This is a genomic window from Paraburkholderia sp. CI2 (genome assembly GCF_014201055.1).
GTDB classification, from domain to species: Bacteria; Pseudomonadota; Gammaproteobacteria; order Burkholderiales; family Burkholderiaceae; genus Paraburkholderia; species Paraburkholderia tuberum.
In genome coordinates this window covers 1-14,694 of record NZ_JACHDL010000052.1, presented here as the reverse complement: position 1 = coordinate 14,694, position 14,694 = coordinate 1, and the positions used below count along the sequence as shown (strand labels likewise).

Sequence of the window (14,694 nt, the reverse complement as noted above, 5' to 3'; positions counted from 1 at the left end):
TCCAGACCCGGGTCGTCGATGCGCGCGGCCAGATCTTCGAGCGAGGTAAATACCACGGCACGCCCTTCGTGTTCGAGCAGTTCGGGAGTAGCGGCGGCCACGCGTGAATGTCGGCATCGTCGATCACGGTCGCGACGGCCACTTCGCTTTGCGCGCGCGCCATGTTGTGCGCACGGCAGATGAGCGACGTGTTTGCTGTACGAAGGCGAAGTCGCTTCGATGGAGGCGTGCTATCCCGGTGCCAACCAGACATAACGCAGCGACGGCAAGTCGTCGTGGCCGCCTTTGTCAGCGGGTTTTGGGGCGAAGCCCGAGTGTGATGGCAGCATGGCGCCCGACCGTTAGTTGCGCATCCGACAGGAAGACGTGCGGTCATCTGCGCCAACGTATCGGAGGCCGCAGTTCGGCGCGAAGCGGACGAAGTTCGCCGGTCGGATGGCTTTACACTTGTGTCTCGTCATCCCTTGCCGAGCGGCGGCCGACTCGGGAATCCCGCCATATTGCTTAGCTGGGCCAGTTCATTCGCCGCCTCGCGCAGCAGCATCGAGTACTCGTGAATCTTCTCGGTCGTCAGCCGCACCCGCGGACCGGCCAAACTGATGACGCCGACGCAACGCGAGCCGCTCACCACGGGCACCGCCACCGCTGACATGCGTGGGGCAAACACCTCGTCGATCATCGCGTAGCCACGCACGCGCGCAGCGTGCAGGAAGCCCAGCAGCGCCTTGAGCGTCGTCGGCGCATTGGGTCCAAACTCATTGGGCTGTCCAAAACCCTGCTTCAAAACCAGTGCCGCCGCCTGTTCGTCAGTCATTGTCATCAGCCATGCGTGTCCGGTCGACGTGCATGAAAGTCGTGCTGCCTGGCCCATGTCAGGATCGTAGCGAAAGCCGATGCGCTGTCCGTCCGCCTTCCCCACCCAGATGATTGCTTCGCCGTCCACCAACGACAGCCGCGCCAGTTCACCTGTCTGCGCAGCGACGCGTTCGATGATCGGCTGGGCGATATCCGCGATGCCCGTCAGGCTCAGGAATTCCAGCCCGTTCGACGTCATACGCATTGTCAGAATGTAGCGGCTGTGATCGACCAGTTGCCTGACATAGCCGCCTTCGATGAGCTCGGCGAGCACGCGGTGGCACGTGCTGCGGGGCAGGGACAAAGCGTCGGCAATCGCCAGAAGACCCGCGCCTTCGGCTTGCGTCGCCAGGAAATCAAGAATTCTCAGGCCGTTTTTGAGCGACATTTCGCGTGATTTTCATTATGCGCAATGCAGTTCCGGTGCGGAACGCCTCGCTTTCTGAGCGCAAACAATAGCACTTGTTCGTCGCCAGATACGAACGGTTCGACATATGAGGAATTCAGGAGACAACATGTCATTTTTTGCTGATTCAGGCCTTGCCGCGGAACAACAGTCCGCGCAGGCTCACTTGATGGCGCGTCGGGCGGTGGCAGGCGCAACCGTCGGAACGGCACTCGAATGGTTCGACTTCGCGCTGTATGGTGTGGTCGCGGCCACGATCTTTCCAAAGCTGTTTTTCCCATCGCTGGACCCGACCGCCTCGCTGCTCGCGTCGTTGGCTAGTTTCTGGGCAGGGCTGGCCGCACGCCCGCTAGGCGCGGTGATCTGCGGGATGCTCGGGGACCGTTGGGGACGCCGCAAACTGATGCTTATCACCGTGTCGGTAATGGGAGCTTCATCGTTCCTGATGGGGCTGTTGCCCACTTACCACCGGGTTGGCATCCTCGCGCCGACGTTGCTGGTGACACTGCGCATCATCCAGGGATTCGCGCTTGGCGGCGAGTCGACGGGCGCGCAACTGATGGCGGTCGAGCATGCGCCTGCTAACCGACGCGGTTTGTATTCGGGCCTGCTTGGCATCTGCTCGCCACTCAGCCAGATTCTCGCCAACTTCTCGCTCTTTACACTGGCCGCGTTGCTTTCATCGGACGACTTCGACTCCTGGGGATGGCGAGTCCCGTTCCTCGCAAGCTTTGTGCTGGTGCTGCTGGGCATCTACATCCGCAGGAAGGTTAGCGAGACACCCGCCTTCGAGGCGCTCAAGAGGACTGCCGTTCCCACACGCGCTGCCAATCCGCTAGGCACCGTTTTCAAATATCACTGGCGCACCGCGCTTCGCCTGACGCTGTTCTTCTGTGGCCCGGCCGCACTGTTTTATCTGATCGTGGTTTTCTCGCTCAGCTATCTGACGAAACACCTCGGCGTACCAAAGCAGACCGGTTTCATGCTGCTGATGGTTGCGAATGTCTGTGCCATCGCGGGAGCGCTGGCGGGCGGTTATCTGAGCGATCGGATCGGACGCAAACGTGCGCTGATGATCGGCTCGTTCTGCACGCTGATCTGCTGCCTGATCTACTTTCCGATTCTCAACCAGAACTCGATCGCCATGACGATGGCCGTGATGGGCGCCTTCCTCGGCTTCACACAGTTCCAGAGCGGCATCCAGCCGGTGTGGTTCGCCGAGTCATTTCCGACCGATGCGCGCTACACGGGGTCCGCACTGTCGTACTCGGGAGCCAACCTGCTCACCGGCGGCCCGATGCCAATCGTCGCCGTGGCGCTGCTCAATGCCTTTAACGGTTCCCCTTGGGCCATCGTAGCGGTCTGCGGCTCGCTGAACCTGATCTCCTTCCTGATGATCGCAATATCCCGGGAAACCAGAGACACGGCCCTGGAACGCTCTTCTACACACTGACACCATGACTCGCAAACTCTACATCCTCAATGGCTCCAACCTGAACATGCTGGGCGCGCGGGAGCCTCATCTTTATGGCAGCACTACGCTGAAGGACATCGAACAGAACTGCCTCGCGCTGGCCGACGCCCTCGAGTTCGACTGCGTATTCCGACAAACGAACAGCGAAGGCGAGTTGATCGACTGGATCCAGGAAGCGTTCTTGCAGGACGCCGCGCTGATCATCAATCCAGCCGGCTTTTCATTCGGTCGGATTCCGGTGCTCGACGCAGTCAAGCTCATCCGCCGACCAGTAGTGGAATTGCATATCACCAACATCCACCGACGCTCGGAGGAATATCGTCACTCGACGATTTCGGTGGCCGCTACCGCGGTAATTTGCGGGGCTGGCGCAAACGGATACTTGCTAGCAATCCGCGCGATTGACGATCTGTGGGGCAACCAGACCTGAGCCGGCTCCTCGATTCATGAAGCACGCGGGCTCCTCGATGGAGCCCGCTTCGGCCGCAGCACCGGCTTACTCTGCGACGCTATCCTACGCGGCGGCACGAATGAGCCGTGTCTCCCGTGCCGTGATCAGATGGCCCGATGCCTTGAGAGAGGCGGGGAAATCCGGATGCGTATCGCGTGCAAGGCACCGTCGTTCGTAGTCTGCCAGATCGTCATACCCCCACAGGTGGGTGAACTGGTTCTGCGGCCCGACCAGACTGGTCCAGAAACCGAGCGGATGTCCAAGCGTCTCGAGCAGGATTGGCATGGCGAGCCTGTCAAACACGTCGAGAAACTCGGGCATCTTGCGCAGCGCGATCGTGTAGACCCGGAAATCCAACAGGGGCTTTGCCAGATAGATGGGGCGGGTGCTCATGCGTACACCTTCTCTTTGGAGGTCATGGTTTTGGTGGCGATCGCGTTACCGGTGAGCCCGGACCGCTGGCTGACGGTGGCGTTCACGCGCGACCCGCGCTGGTTGTAACTTTCGCGACTAGTCCCCGAACGGGTTGCCGGTGTCCTTCACTTCGGTACTTAGGTTGTATTCCGCACGCATGGCCTTGAGTACGCCCTCGATGTCGCGCTCGAAGCCGATCGCGTTACCGAAGTGGGTCATGTTCCAGTTGCAGCCTGTCTTGTCAGCCTCTTGCAATTGCGGCCGCGGCACGCGAATCTTCACGCCATCCTCGACGATTTCCTGCAGTCGATGGATTCGCCGACTGACCTCCTGCTGAAGCTGCGAGGCATTAAGCGTCTTGCGTATCATCCAGGTCTCCTCCCGGTTGCTCGAGCCAGTCTAACGCAAGTGAGGCGTTTCGCGACCTGGCGCTGAAATGCGAAGCGTCAGAGAGAAAGCAGGCGTATTGGTTCGTGGGGGTGCGTCAGCCAGCGCCGACGCGCGCGAAAGTCTGGCGGCTTCAGACGACGTTGGTTGTGCGTCGCACCACACATTCGTTCGCTCTTTCTCTGTCGCCGGCCTGGATTGTTTCCCCGATAGCCAGACATACGGATTACGAGGAACATAGGCATGCGCTAAAGGTTGCCAACGTGTAAAACCGGTGGGGGTAAGCATGGGACAACTCGACTTCAGTACCTTCGAGCACGAAGGTTGGGAGCGGGTCGCGCAGGCCTATCATGAGTATTTTGGTGATTTGACCGCCCAGTCGAACCAGGCCATGCTCGAAACCCTCTGCATTCGGCGGGGAGCCCGTTTTCTCGACGTCGCCTGCGGCCCGGGCTACCTCGCGGCGGCCGCCGCGCGCAGCGGCGCGGATGTCGCCGGGGTGGATTTCTCGGTCGCGATGGTCGACAAGGCGAGACGCGTCTTTCCGGCACTTGAGTTCCGCGTCGGCGACGCGGAGGATTTGCCATTTCCCGACGCAAGCTTCTCGGCAGTGGGGATCAGCTTCGGAATGTTGCACTTTGCGCACCCCGAGCGCGCGCTCGCGGAGGCGTTTCGTGTACTGCAACCTAACGGCAGAATCGCCTTCACGGTATGGGCGACACCGAACAAGGCGGTTGGCTTCGGCATGGTATTGAAGGCAATCGAGGAGCACGGGACGACCGACGTACCCGTCCCGCCGGGACCACCCTTCTTCCGATTCAGCGATTGGGAGGAATCGAAGCGCCTGTTGCTCGATGCCGGGTTCGTCCAACCGGAGGTGCGGGAGTTGGACCTCACGCTCGTGCTTCGTGCTCCCAATACACCTTTTCATGCACTCCTGCGTGGTGGCGTGCGGGTTTCCGCGTTGCTACACGCGCAGACGCCGGCGGCGCTAGCGTCTATTGAACGGGCCGTCGCACACGAGGCGCAGGCGTATCGCAGCGATACGGGGGACCTCAGGCTTCCGATGAGCTGCGTTCTGGCTTCCGCACTCAAGCCTTAGGGCGAGCGGATTGACTCAACTCAACTAGACCGTCGCGGCGAGCTTGAATTCATCGAACCTGGCGACTGGTGGCGATAGTTCCTGGACTTCCAGACGGTCCACCAGAGCTGCATGCGCACCGTCAACCAGCCAATGGCAGATTCGCTCGAGTTCTTCAGCGTGTCCTTGCAACACAGCCTCGACCGAACCGTCCATCCGGTTGCGCACCCAACCCGTGATGCCTCGAGCCGTGGCCTCGTCGATGCAAGCCTGCCGGTAACCTACCCCCTGCACGTGACCATATACCCTGACCAGTCTGGTCCGTAAATCGGTATCGAACTGTGGCGTCATGATGCACGTAACTCCAGGTCGGATAAGACGCAGCGCAATTGCCTCTGGTCGCTGTCGCTGTCAGTCCGGAAGCAAAAGCTCTGCTCGACACGAATCGCAGGTTCGACAGTCAACCTCCGCGCACCTCGTCGGTTTCGCCTGCCGAGTCTGTCGCCTCCCAATCCGCCTTCGTCGTTGCTGCTGGCGTCACCGGCTTGATACGTGTCCACCACGCGGTATTTGCCGGTGCATGGAAGCGGAACTGCGTGCTCCATGCCGCCCAGAACTCCCGCTGTGCGGCCTGGGACGTCGGGAGAACAAAACCTAACTTCTCAGCGAGTGCCGGAAGATAAAGGTCAAACGCTGATTTGACAACGTCGCCCCAGCTTCTTGCCTCAAGAATCGCAAGCCGATACGCAATTGCCGCAATGGCGGCCGCAATCGCAGCGTTCTGAAAAAGATCCGCCAACAGGTCATTACCGGCCAGTCCGTCGGCAAGCCAGATGTCAATCGCTCGCACCAAGGTAAAGATGGACGTAAAGGTACCCAGGACGACGAGTCCGACCAGAAAGTCAACTGGAGCTCTCGCATCCGCAATGATTGCCTGATAGTCCTTTGGGATGACTGCAAGAAGACGCGGCCATACGAATATGCTGTCAACCTTATAGACTTCGCTCGAGTAACCCTCGAATGCACGCAACGTGTTCCCAAAGGCCGTAGGAAGAACGAGATTTTCATACCGGGGGAAATCACGGGCGTTCCGCTCCTGGTTGCGGTACAGCCTCGCCCTTACGGTGGCTAGGTTCGATTCAGCCTTTCTGTATTCCAACGATTCCTTTGAGGCTTTAAGCCGCTCGATCGTACTGTTCTCTGTAGCGAGTTCCGTACGGAGGCGTTCTATGAGGTCCAGCTGACGATTGCGGCGATTTCGCTCATCGCGCTTCCATGCCTCGCGATTGAATGGCCATTTGTATCCTTCGAGAACCTGATAAAACCAGTTGTTCAATACCAACAGGATCAGCGATAGGACCCATACGATGATGAGGAAAGAGAACAGGCTTCCAACCTTGTCGCTGTCCGAGGTCGCTTTGTGTAGCAAATCGCAAAATGCCGGGATATCGGCGTTTGCCGCGAGAAAGCCTGTAAAGCCAAGCAGGGCCGGCAAAAAGAAGCCGAGGATAAATGCTTTGTCCAGCAGTTTCGATAGGCCCGAGAGCATCGGAGATTATCCCTTGGCAAGTTCAGCGACGCACTGGCGGTGGGTTGTCGTCATCTGGGTCCTGCTGCGACTGTCCCGGAAGACCTCCGAATTGAAGAGCCCGGTGAACCGCATTCAAATCGATGCTTGCGAGTTTGCTCGGCGGCGTTGCTGAGCCGGAGTCGTCTACAAGATGCTGATAGAGGAAATCGACAACCGCACTGAGGGCATTGAGGGCGCTCGCGTAATCTCGTGCAATCGCCAGGTCGTGGACTTCTACGGCCCGCCTCATTACCAATTCGCGTAGCGGTTCCGGTGCTGATTCGTATTGGCGAGCAAACGCGGCGTTCCGTTTGATTTCTTCAAGCCGGTCGATCGCTTTTGAGGCACTGCGGCGGCTCTGCCCCCTAGGTACATGCGTGGCGCTGCGCCCGACCACTTTTGTCAGCAGTTCGACGATTTCACGAGATGAGTTTTCTTTCATCCTGGCTCTCCAAGGGGAAAACACACTCGCCTCCCCGGCCCCGCCCGGTCGTCAATGCTCGAACCGTTACTCGATGTTAGTACAGCTGTTCGGTAGGAGGAAACAGTATATCGGTGCGCACGCCACAGAAGTGTCACGTGGACTTCGCAACAAGTGAACTATCGCCGGGTTCCTCGCTGCCTCGCACATACGGTTGTTCGAGCGAGCGGCACAGGACAATCCCTGAACGCTTGCCGGGCAATGTTCAGGAACATGCGGGCGCAATTCTCCGCAGCGAAATGTTGGTTTCGGACCGTCACTGTCCGGTCAAAGTGTAGGGCGAGTCCCACCACCGAGTCCACGTCGCCACTGTCACGCGAGCATTCAACGCCTACGCAGCCGGTTAGCGGCACGCTTGCCTGACAGCCCCTCCGTCGGCACGGTCTTTGCGTCCAGAAACTGCGTCAACCGGAGATAGCCATGATGCGATGTTTTGCGGACTTCGCTCCCAAGCAAGCGCTGCGCGGCAGTGCAGCCGTACTTGCTGCCACCTTACTCCTAACAGCATGCGGGACGGGAATGGCGGCATTCGCCGGACTGCTTCCGAAATCCGACGGGGTAGCGACCGCAGTGACCGCTACGCCGTTGGTCGAACTGCAGACCACGATGACGAATCTAATCGAATCCGGTTACGAGGACATTTCCGCAGCTGCTGACTAAGCTCGCCCGCAAGCTCGGCGGTGCCGCGCCGCGCCACGTGATATCACTGTCGGAACCGACTTCACCGTTCATCAGGTGTTGAACACGGTTCGTCTTCAACTCTGTTCTCTGCCATTAGCTATGCTTCTCTCTGTGTCTTGCGCCCGCCGCGAAGCACAGCCACCAAACACCGGCACAGTCGCTTGCGCACGACCCAATGATCGGTCCGACAGGTACCGTTACGTCACCAGCGGGTAGGCACGGTCGCATTGATTGCGTTCGAGCAATCCCCAACACCTGGCGGACCACCGCGTACTGCACGAACATAGGAGCGAAACGTGGCAAATATTGACTTCGAGAACCTCTGGCAGTTGTTTCCAGTCACCGACGATATTCCCGATTCCGCCCGCCTCGCGGAGCCGATTCATCAGCGCGTCTCGCTCGTCGATGGAGAACTGAAGGCATGGGATGGCGCCTGCAAGAGCGTGCAGTCGCCAGTCTGCGTGCGACAAGCCTCCGGCGACGCTGAACAGGTCGTCATTGGCAGTTATCCGGTCATGGGCGAGGTCGAGAGCGATGCCGCGCTGAACGCGGCCGTGCGAGCCTACGATCACGGCCGCGGTGAGTGGCCAACGATGACAGTCGCGCAGCGCATCGGCTGCATGCAAGACTTCGTTCGTCTCATGGCGGCCAGGCGCCATGAGATCGTGAATCTGATCATGTGGGAAATCGGCAAGAGCCTTGTCGATTCGCAGAAGGAGTTCGACCGCACCATCAGCTATATGCAAGACACTATCTCGGCGCTCAAGGAGCTAGACAACAGCAACTCGCGCTTTGTCATCGCCGAGGGCACCATCGGCCAGATTCGCCGCACCCCGCTGGGCGTCGTGCTGTGCATGGGGCCTTACAACTATCCGCTGAACGAAACGTTCGCGACGCTCATTCCCGCATTGCTGATGGGCAACACCGTCGTGTTCAAGCCGCCCCAATATGGCACGCTGTTGTTCTTTCCACTGCTCGAGGCTTTCCGCTCTGCTTTCCCGAAAGGCGTCGTCAACACGATTTATGCACCGGGTGCGGTGGTGGTGCCACACATGCTCGCCTCAGGAAAGATCGACGTGCTTGCCCTCATCGGCTCAAGCAAGGTTGCAGACCACCTGAAAAAACAGCACCCAAAGTCGCATCGGCTACGCGCCGTTCTAGGCCTTGACGCCAAAAACGCCGCGATTGTGTTGGCTGACGCCGACATAGACCTCGCCGTGAAGGAATGTCTGCTCGGTACGTTGTCGTTCAATGGTCAACGGTGCACAGCGCTCAAGATATTGATGGTGCACTGCTCGATCGTCGATACGTTTCTTCAGCGCTTTAACGCAGCGCTCAAAAATCTCAAGGTGGGCATGCCGTGGGAACAGGGTGTGTCCATTACACCGCTGCCGGGGATGCATCGCACGGCCTACATGACTCAGGCAATTGACGATGCGAAAGCGAAAGGCGCGGCGGTCGTGAACGAAGGTGGTGGCGTGTTCTGCAAAACTCTTTTCTATCCGGCCGTGGTGTACCCCGTGAAGGAAGGGATGATGCTCTATCGTGAGGAGCAGTTCGGACCGATCATCCCAGTCGTGCCGTTCGATGACATCGATACACCACTCGAGTATGTCATCACTTCGGACCACGGTCAGCAGGTCAGCATTTTCGGCACCGACGCTGCCCAAATTGGCTCGCTGGTCGACCCGCTCGTCAATCAGGTGTGCCGCGTCAATCTCAACAGCCAGTGCCAGCGAGGCCCAGACGTCTTTCCGTTTGCCGGCCGCAAGGATTCTGCGGAAGGTACGCTATCGGTCACCGATGCGTTGCGCGCGTTCTCGATTCGGTCCATGGTCGCGGCCAGGGAGACCGACCTGAACAAGACGCTGCTCGATACGATGGTCACGAATCATCACTCGAAGTTCGTGAACACCGGTTTTATCTTTTAGCGGCTCGACGGGTATCGAGCTCGAGTCCCGGTGCGGAGATTCAGCGCGCGATGCCGTAAAGGTCAGCGCATCGTGCGCATGGTTGAGTGAAAGGGTCCATTCGTCAGTTGGGGCGATTTCGCACGACGTCCGGCCAGTCGATGCCCGTCGAAAAGCATAGGTTTAAAAGCGACGAATATTTGCGACGTCCTATGGCGCTGCTTCATGCATCGACCCAACGCTTTTCCCTGGTGCAGGATGCGCGGAGCGGGTCGCTGCGGGTCCGGATGAGCCACGCCCGCTTGCTCGATAATCTGCTCGTATTGTTCCACACCGACTACGGCTCGGTATTCCTGCATCAGCCGGATGAGCGCCTGCGACGCCCTGGAAATCACACCGTAGACTTCCAGCTGCTCGGCGTGCACCAGCGCCTGCCCCAAAGTCATGGCCACGTCAGTCTCCTTATTGCAGTTGAACAGCGAGCAAGTCGTTGGCGAACGCGGGCCGGGCGGAGGCGAACTCCATCAGGTCGAGGAAGCCCTCGCTGACCGCAAACTCATGCAGCGCATCATCGCCGCTGTCAGCTTTGATGCGACCGTAGCTTTCGACCATTTTCAGGTCGGTAATCAAGTACATCATCTCAACCTCTTTCTGTCTGGGAATGCCCCGAGTTGTCGCGCTCATACCTCGACGGAAAGAATGCGCCCCGTCGGGCCGTTGTCGTCTCATGCTTCGGTCCGAAGAGTACGTAGCGTGGCTTAATTCAAGCTTAAACAATGCCAACGATGAGAATGCCTCGCCGCAACGAAGATTCGGCGGCGCCCAATCGGAAAACCTCGCGGAATAGCATTCAATCCGTCGCGAAGCGGTTGAACACTGGACGGTCGTTTGGCGGGGAGAATAAAGTGCCATCGGGTCACTTGCTCGATGGCGGAGCAAGCGGCTGTTATTGAATGTCAGTCCGCAATCTCCGGCTCGACCAGCTTCGCCAGTTGCGCGAGCGACTCCTGCCAGCCGAGGTAACACATCTCGACCGGAATCATCTCAGGGATGCCTTCCTGCACGATGTTCAGTTCGGTCCCGCACGACACCTGCCGCAACGAAACGGTCGTGTGCATCTGACCGGGCAGATTCGGGTCGTCGAAATGGTCCGAATAGCGGATCTTTTCGAACGGCACCAGTTCGACGTACTCGCCGCCGAACGAGTGCCCCTTGCCCGAGCCGAAGTTATGAAACGACATCCTGTAGGTGCCGCCGACGCGCGCATCCATCTGATGCACGTCGCAGGTGAAGCCATACGGCGGTAGCCATTTCGCCATCGCGGCGGGTTCGAGGAACGCGCGATAGATACGCTCGGGCGTCGTGCGCAAGACACGGTGGAATTTGACGGTTCCGGTAGCCATGATGAGTGTGCCTTTCACTGGAGGGGTTGGACATACTGTCACGACGCGCCCGCGTTGCGGGAATCGACACGCACGAGACCAGGCAAAACCCGTAGACGGTTGACACTCGTTTAACAGGTATATCGCCCCATACGGACTGCGTTGCGGTCGAAGCGTCCCCGGTCGCCATAGCGTCCCGGTCCTTTTTAGAGGATCGATGATTGCAACGCATCAGGGACCGCCGGCCTACGCCGCCATTGAAGTCCGGATGCATGGCTGCAATCGTTACCTTCAATCCGTTCCAAACGAGAACCTGGCAAGCCGGGGGCGTCCATGCATGGTGTATAGGCAACTTGATGAGCAGGGACTTCAGGCGGCGAGTTTCTGCTGAACCGGTTGATCGTCTTTCACCGGTTCGCCATCCCTGAAGGCAATGCCTTCCAGCAACAGCTTGATCTTTTCGGGCCCGTTGACGCGGCGCCAGGTTTTCTCGGCTTCCTCGATCAGCTTGAATGCCAGACCAAGGAAGGTTGGTCGCGACACACAGTTGCGCGTGCGCGTCGTACGGTGTCGCACCGTCGCGAACGTCGACTCAATCGCATTCGTGGTCCGCAAATGCTGCCAGTGCTCAGCCGGGAAGTCGTAAAACGCCAGCAGGCTTTCCCGGTCCGTCTTCAACGTTTCCGTTGCCTTCGGATATTTCGCCGCGTAGACCGTCACGAAACGATCAAACGCGCCTTCCATTCGCCATTCGAGGTCTTTGCCGCAACACTTGCTTCAGCAGCTCAACCTCAAGGCTCTAAACATTAAATCCGCCGTTGCGCTTCGACCTTGAAACCGCCGTTTACGTACGGCCATAAAACATAATTCGTATTACGATTAGGGAATACCCGCTGAATGATGGCCGAAACTGACGGTGTGATGCGCCCCCGAGAGCACCCGTGTCCCACTATCCTCATCCTCATGGCAGCGTTGTGCAGCACAGCATTCGAAGACCTCCACATCTCGAATCGGGGAAAAAGATGCAAACGTTCGATGTGTTGACTTATGTTGCTCATACCTTGCGTGCGGGAGAGCGCGTCGCTGTTGCCTCTATTCTCTGCGTCGCCGTCGAGATCATGCTGCCGTATGGCAAGGTGTCGTTTGCATCACGCGCGCGCGGCATTCTGTTTCACATTTGTTATTTGTTTATAGGTGGGCTTTTCTTCGAACTTTATCATTCTGTGATCGTCGCACTGCATATCCGACCGCTTTTCTCGATATCGCTTGACGGCGTATTGGATTCGCCGCGGCCAGTCTGGCACGCCACCGGCATCGCCCTTGCTATCGCTGGGGCGATACTGATTGGTGATTTGCTGTACTACTGGTTCCATCGCGCGCAGCATACGTTCGGTTTCTTATGGCGGTTCCACCAGGTCCACCATTCGATTCGCGAGATGAATGTGTGGAACTGCAATATGCATGTATCGGAGGAGTTGCTCCGTCCCCTCGTTGTCACGCTTCCAATGGCACTACTGATCGACTTCCATCCTCCATTCCTATGGTCGTTGATTGGCATGGTGATACTCATTCAGGGCACCTTCGAGCACGCCGATACACGCATCAGCTTTGGCCCGATTTCCTATCTGTTCCCAGACAATCGATTTCATCGAATTCATCATTCAGTCGAGTTGCGCCATTACAACCGAAATTTCGCTGCAGTCGTGACCTTATGGGACGTATTGTTTGGGACCGCACACTTCCCGAAGAAAGGCGAATGGCCCGAGGTCGGTCTTGACTACACTGATGAACCTGACGGTCTGGTTGATTATCTGCTGATGCCATTCACAGTCAGGCTACCCGCCACCGCTGTACAAGACCCATCCCCACGGAGGACGGAGTGATGTCCCCACTCGCAACGACACTCGGATCGCGGCTTGCCGATGCGAAAAACAGGCCATCGGGTTTCGACTACATGCGTCTCGTGCTCGCCGTCCTCGTGGTCGCGAGCCACACCATTAACGTCTGTTATGGTCACAAGTTCACTCAAGCGGTATGGTCCGGGCCTGCACGAGCACCGCTCGCGCTAATCTTGCCAATGTTCTTCGCTCTGAGCGGTTTCCTGGTTGCTGGCAGCTTCGAACGTTGCCGCACGATCGTTTCCTTCTGCGGGCTGCGGGTACTGCGGCTGCTACCCGCATTGGCGGTCGACACGCTGATCGCCGCATTGCTGATCGGGCCGTTCTTTACCACGCTTCCACTTCATCAATATTTCACTGATCCCGAGTTCCGGGCGTACTTCCTGAACATTCTCGGAGACGTCCATTTCGCGCTGCCAGGTATGTTCGCCAACAATCCTTGGCCGGATGCGATCAATCAGCAATTGTGGACGTTACCGTTCGAACTAGCCTGTTACGTCGCATTGACTATTGCGTCGTATGCCGGCATGGCACAACGACCGCATCTTTTGCTCGCCGCATCGATTGGTGCGAACGTCTTACTCGTTGCGCTTGCGCATCGTTCCGGTTCGGCTGGTATGACCGTACACGGACCGATGCTCGTTCTCTGTTTCTTCTATGGCGTTTGCGCGTACCAGTTCCGCAACCGGATCGTCTGGAGTTCATGGCTCTGTGTGCTATCTGGCCTCGTCGCAGTGATTTGCCTATCCGTTCGCGGCGCGGATTACTTCGCGGCGCTGCCCGCCGCCTATCTGACCGTCTTTCTCGGACTCACGCAACCAAGACGCCACCGCTTTGTCGCAAGCGGTGACTACTCATACGGCATCTTTCTTTACGGTTTCCCGATACAGCAAACTGTGGCCGCGATGCTTGCCCCGGCCGCTCTCACCTGGTACGTTCATTTTCCGATTTCCCTCGCCCTCACGCTTCTCTTTGCAATGATGTCGTGGCATGGCGTCGAAAAGCGTGCCCTGAAACTGCGCGGCTTGCTAGACCGTATCGAAACCGGTGCGTTGCATATCGCCGCCGCCGTGCCGGGGGGGCGATATCTCGTACCGGCGCCCGCGGTCCGAATCACGAAGTCGCCGACCCTCGAATGATCGTCAGAAGGCGGGGAGAGGCAGCCGCAGAGATTCAATCTCGCGCAATTCGTAGCGGCGCTGCGGTGCGTCTTTGCTCACCAAGGTCAGATACGGAGCAGCGAAATACCACTCTTCATCCAATACATCCGTTGGGTAGGGCCCGCGTTTTTTCATGCCGCCAGGATGATATGACTTCTCGTGTCAATATGATCGGTTCTGTGTTTTCGGTGTTTGAATTTCCTGAGGGCGACGTAGCAGTAAATCTCGACGGTGGATCAAGCTGATATCCGCGGATTGGCTACCGCATTACAGATGTCCGCCCAATGAGCCTTCCGCTACCTACCACCGCAAGTCGGATGAGATCCGTTGCCTACCCTGGTCGCGGGTTACTCGTGTGCCGGGCTACGCCGCCTTCAGGAAACTCCTGCACGTGTGGTTACGGTGGATGCAGACGCAGGGCATTGCTGTACATCATGGCATCTGTGTCTCGCGCGGTATGGCCAGCGACAAGGAAAGCCGGCAGATGTCCCAGATGAATCCGCTGAGTTCACGGGCAACTGCGACTACGGCGATATTCTTCTGC

General features: G+C 58.4%; 15 protein-coding genes and 2 pseudogenes. 6 read left to right on the top strand and 11 right to left on the bottom strand.

Translation table 11 applies throughout. The features are described 5' to 3' along the window. Positions 1 to 457: 457 nt before the first annotated feature. Positions 458 to 1,243 (bottom strand): IclR family transcriptional regulator, encoded by a 786-nt coding sequence (locus HDG32_RS35505; protein ID WP_018422624.1) that lies wholly within the window; start codon positions 1,241 to 1,243, stop codon positions 458 to 460. Between the two features lie 127 nt (positions 1,244 to 1,370). Between HDG32_RS35505 and HDG32_RS35500 the strand changes: the two genes are divergently transcribed. Both HDG32_RS35500 and HDG32_RS35495 read left to right on the top strand, forming a co-directional pair. Then, positions 1,371 to 2,714, top strand: a complete 1,344-nt coding sequence (locus HDG32_RS35500; RefSeq protein ID WP_409340084.1) for an MFS transporter — start codon at positions 1,371 to 1,373, stop codon at positions 2,712 to 2,714. A gap of 4 nt (positions 2,715 to 2,718) precedes the next feature. After that, on the top strand, positions 2,719 to 3,165 hold the full coding sequence (locus HDG32_RS35495) for a type II 3-dehydroquinate dehydratase (protein WP_184074456.1): 447 nt from the start codon (positions 2,719 to 2,721) through the stop codon (positions 3,163 to 3,165). An 84-nt stretch (positions 3,166 to 3,249) separates the two neighbouring features. Here HDG32_RS35495 and HDG32_RS35490 read toward each other — a convergent pair whose 3' ends face one another. Continuing rightward, positions 3,250 to 3,579, bottom strand: a complete 330-nt coding sequence (locus tag HDG32_RS35490; protein ID WP_184074455.1) for an NIPSNAP family protein — start codon at positions 3,577 to 3,579, stop codon at positions 3,250 to 3,252. Between the two features lie 117 nt (positions 3,580 to 3,696). After that, the gene (locus HDG32_RS35485; protein ID WP_184005456.1) at positions 3,697 to 3,969 is read right to left on the bottom strand and encodes a hypothetical protein; all 273 of its coding nucleotides are present in this window, start codon (positions 3,967 to 3,969) and stop codon (positions 3,697 to 3,699) included. A 304-nt stretch (positions 3,970 to 4,273) separates the two neighbouring features. Here HDG32_RS35485 and HDG32_RS35480 point away from each other — a divergent pair, with 304 nt between their 5' ends. Further along, on the top strand, positions 4,274 to 5,089 hold the full coding sequence (locus HDG32_RS35480) for a class I SAM-dependent methyltransferase (protein WP_090810770.1): 816 nt from the start codon (positions 4,274 to 4,276) through the stop codon (positions 5,087 to 5,089). A gap of 24 nt (positions 5,090 to 5,113) precedes the next feature. Here the strand turns inward: HDG32_RS35480 and HDG32_RS35475 are convergent, their stop codons facing one another. The 3 genes from HDG32_RS35475 to HDG32_RS35465 all read right to left on the bottom strand — a co-directional run bounded on the left by HDG32_RS35475 (position 5,114) and on the right by HDG32_RS35465 (position 7,080). Next, complete coding sequence (locus tag HDG32_RS35475; protein WP_184074453.1) at positions 5,114 to 5,419, bottom strand: acylphosphatase; 306 nt, start codon at positions 5,417 to 5,419, stop codon at positions 5,114 to 5,116. A gap of 109 nt (positions 5,420 to 5,528) precedes the next feature. Beyond that, a complete protein-coding gene (locus tag HDG32_RS35470; protein WP_184074452.1) occupies positions 5,529 to 6,617 on the bottom strand; it encodes a hypothetical protein in 1,089 nt (362 codons plus the stop codon). 22 nt (positions 6,618 to 6,639) lie between these two features. Further along, entirely contained in the window at positions 6,640 to 7,080 is a 441-nt protein-coding gene (locus tag HDG32_RS35465) for a hypothetical protein (RefSeq protein WP_090810764.1), read from the bottom strand. A 1,016-nt stretch (positions 7,081 to 8,096) separates the two neighbouring features. Between HDG32_RS35465 and HDG32_RS35460 the strand changes: the two genes are divergently transcribed. Further along, positions 8,097 to 9,731, top strand: coding sequence for an NADP-dependent glyceraldehyde-3-phosphate dehydrogenase (locus tag HDG32_RS35460; protein WP_311540599.1), 1,635 nt, complete (start codon positions 8,097 to 8,099; stop codon positions 9,729 to 9,731). Positions 9,732 to 9,793: 62 nt separating this feature from the next. Here the strand turns inward: HDG32_RS35460 and HDG32_RS35455 are convergent, their stop codons facing one another. The 4 genes and pseudogenes from HDG32_RS35455 to HDG32_RS35440 form a co-directional block, all read right to left on the bottom strand. Beyond that, a complete protein-coding gene (locus HDG32_RS35455) occupies positions 9,794 to 10,162 on the bottom strand; it encodes a hypothetical protein (protein ID WP_184074460.1) in 369 nt (122 codons plus the stop codon). A 10-nt stretch (positions 10,163 to 10,172) separates the two neighbouring features. After that, a complete protein-coding gene (locus HDG32_RS35450; protein ID WP_184005448.1) occupies positions 10,173 to 10,349 on the bottom strand; it encodes a hypothetical protein in 177 nt (58 codons plus the stop codon). 317 nt (positions 10,350 to 10,666) lie between these two features. After that, positions 10,667 to 11,113 (bottom strand): SRPBCC family protein, encoded by a 447-nt coding sequence (locus HDG32_RS35445; RefSeq protein WP_184023744.1) that lies wholly within the window; start codon positions 11,111 to 11,113, stop codon positions 10,667 to 10,669. 348 nt (positions 11,114 to 11,461) lie between these two features. Further along, positions 11,462 to 11,827 (bottom strand): annotated as a pseudogene (locus HDG32_RS35440) (transposase); the annotation flags it as partial. Positions 11,828 to 12,033: 206 nt separating this feature from the next. Here HDG32_RS35440 and HDG32_RS35435 point away from each other — a divergent pair. Further along, positions 12,034 to 12,975 carry a sterol desaturase family protein gene (locus HDG32_RS35435; protein ID WP_311540596.1) on the top strand — a complete coding sequence of 314 codons (942 nt, stop codon included), beginning with the start codon at positions 12,034 to 12,036 and terminating at the stop codon, positions 12,973 to 12,975. Beyond that, positions 12,975 to 14,129: an acyltransferase gene (locus HDG32_RS35430; protein WP_184074451.1), complete on the top strand. Its 1,155-nt coding sequence runs from the start codon at positions 12,975 to 12,977 to the stop codon at positions 14,127 to 14,129. The genes HDG32_RS35435 and HDG32_RS35430 overlap by 1 nt, the downstream gene beginning before the upstream one ends. 36 nt (positions 14,130 to 14,165) lie before the next feature. Here HDG32_RS35430 and HDG32_RS36935 read toward each other — a convergent pair. After that, positions 14,166 to 14,285 (bottom strand): annotated as a pseudogene (locus tag HDG32_RS36935) (IS5/IS1182 family transposase); the annotation flags it as partial. Positions 14,286 to 14,694 lie beyond the last annotated feature (409 nt).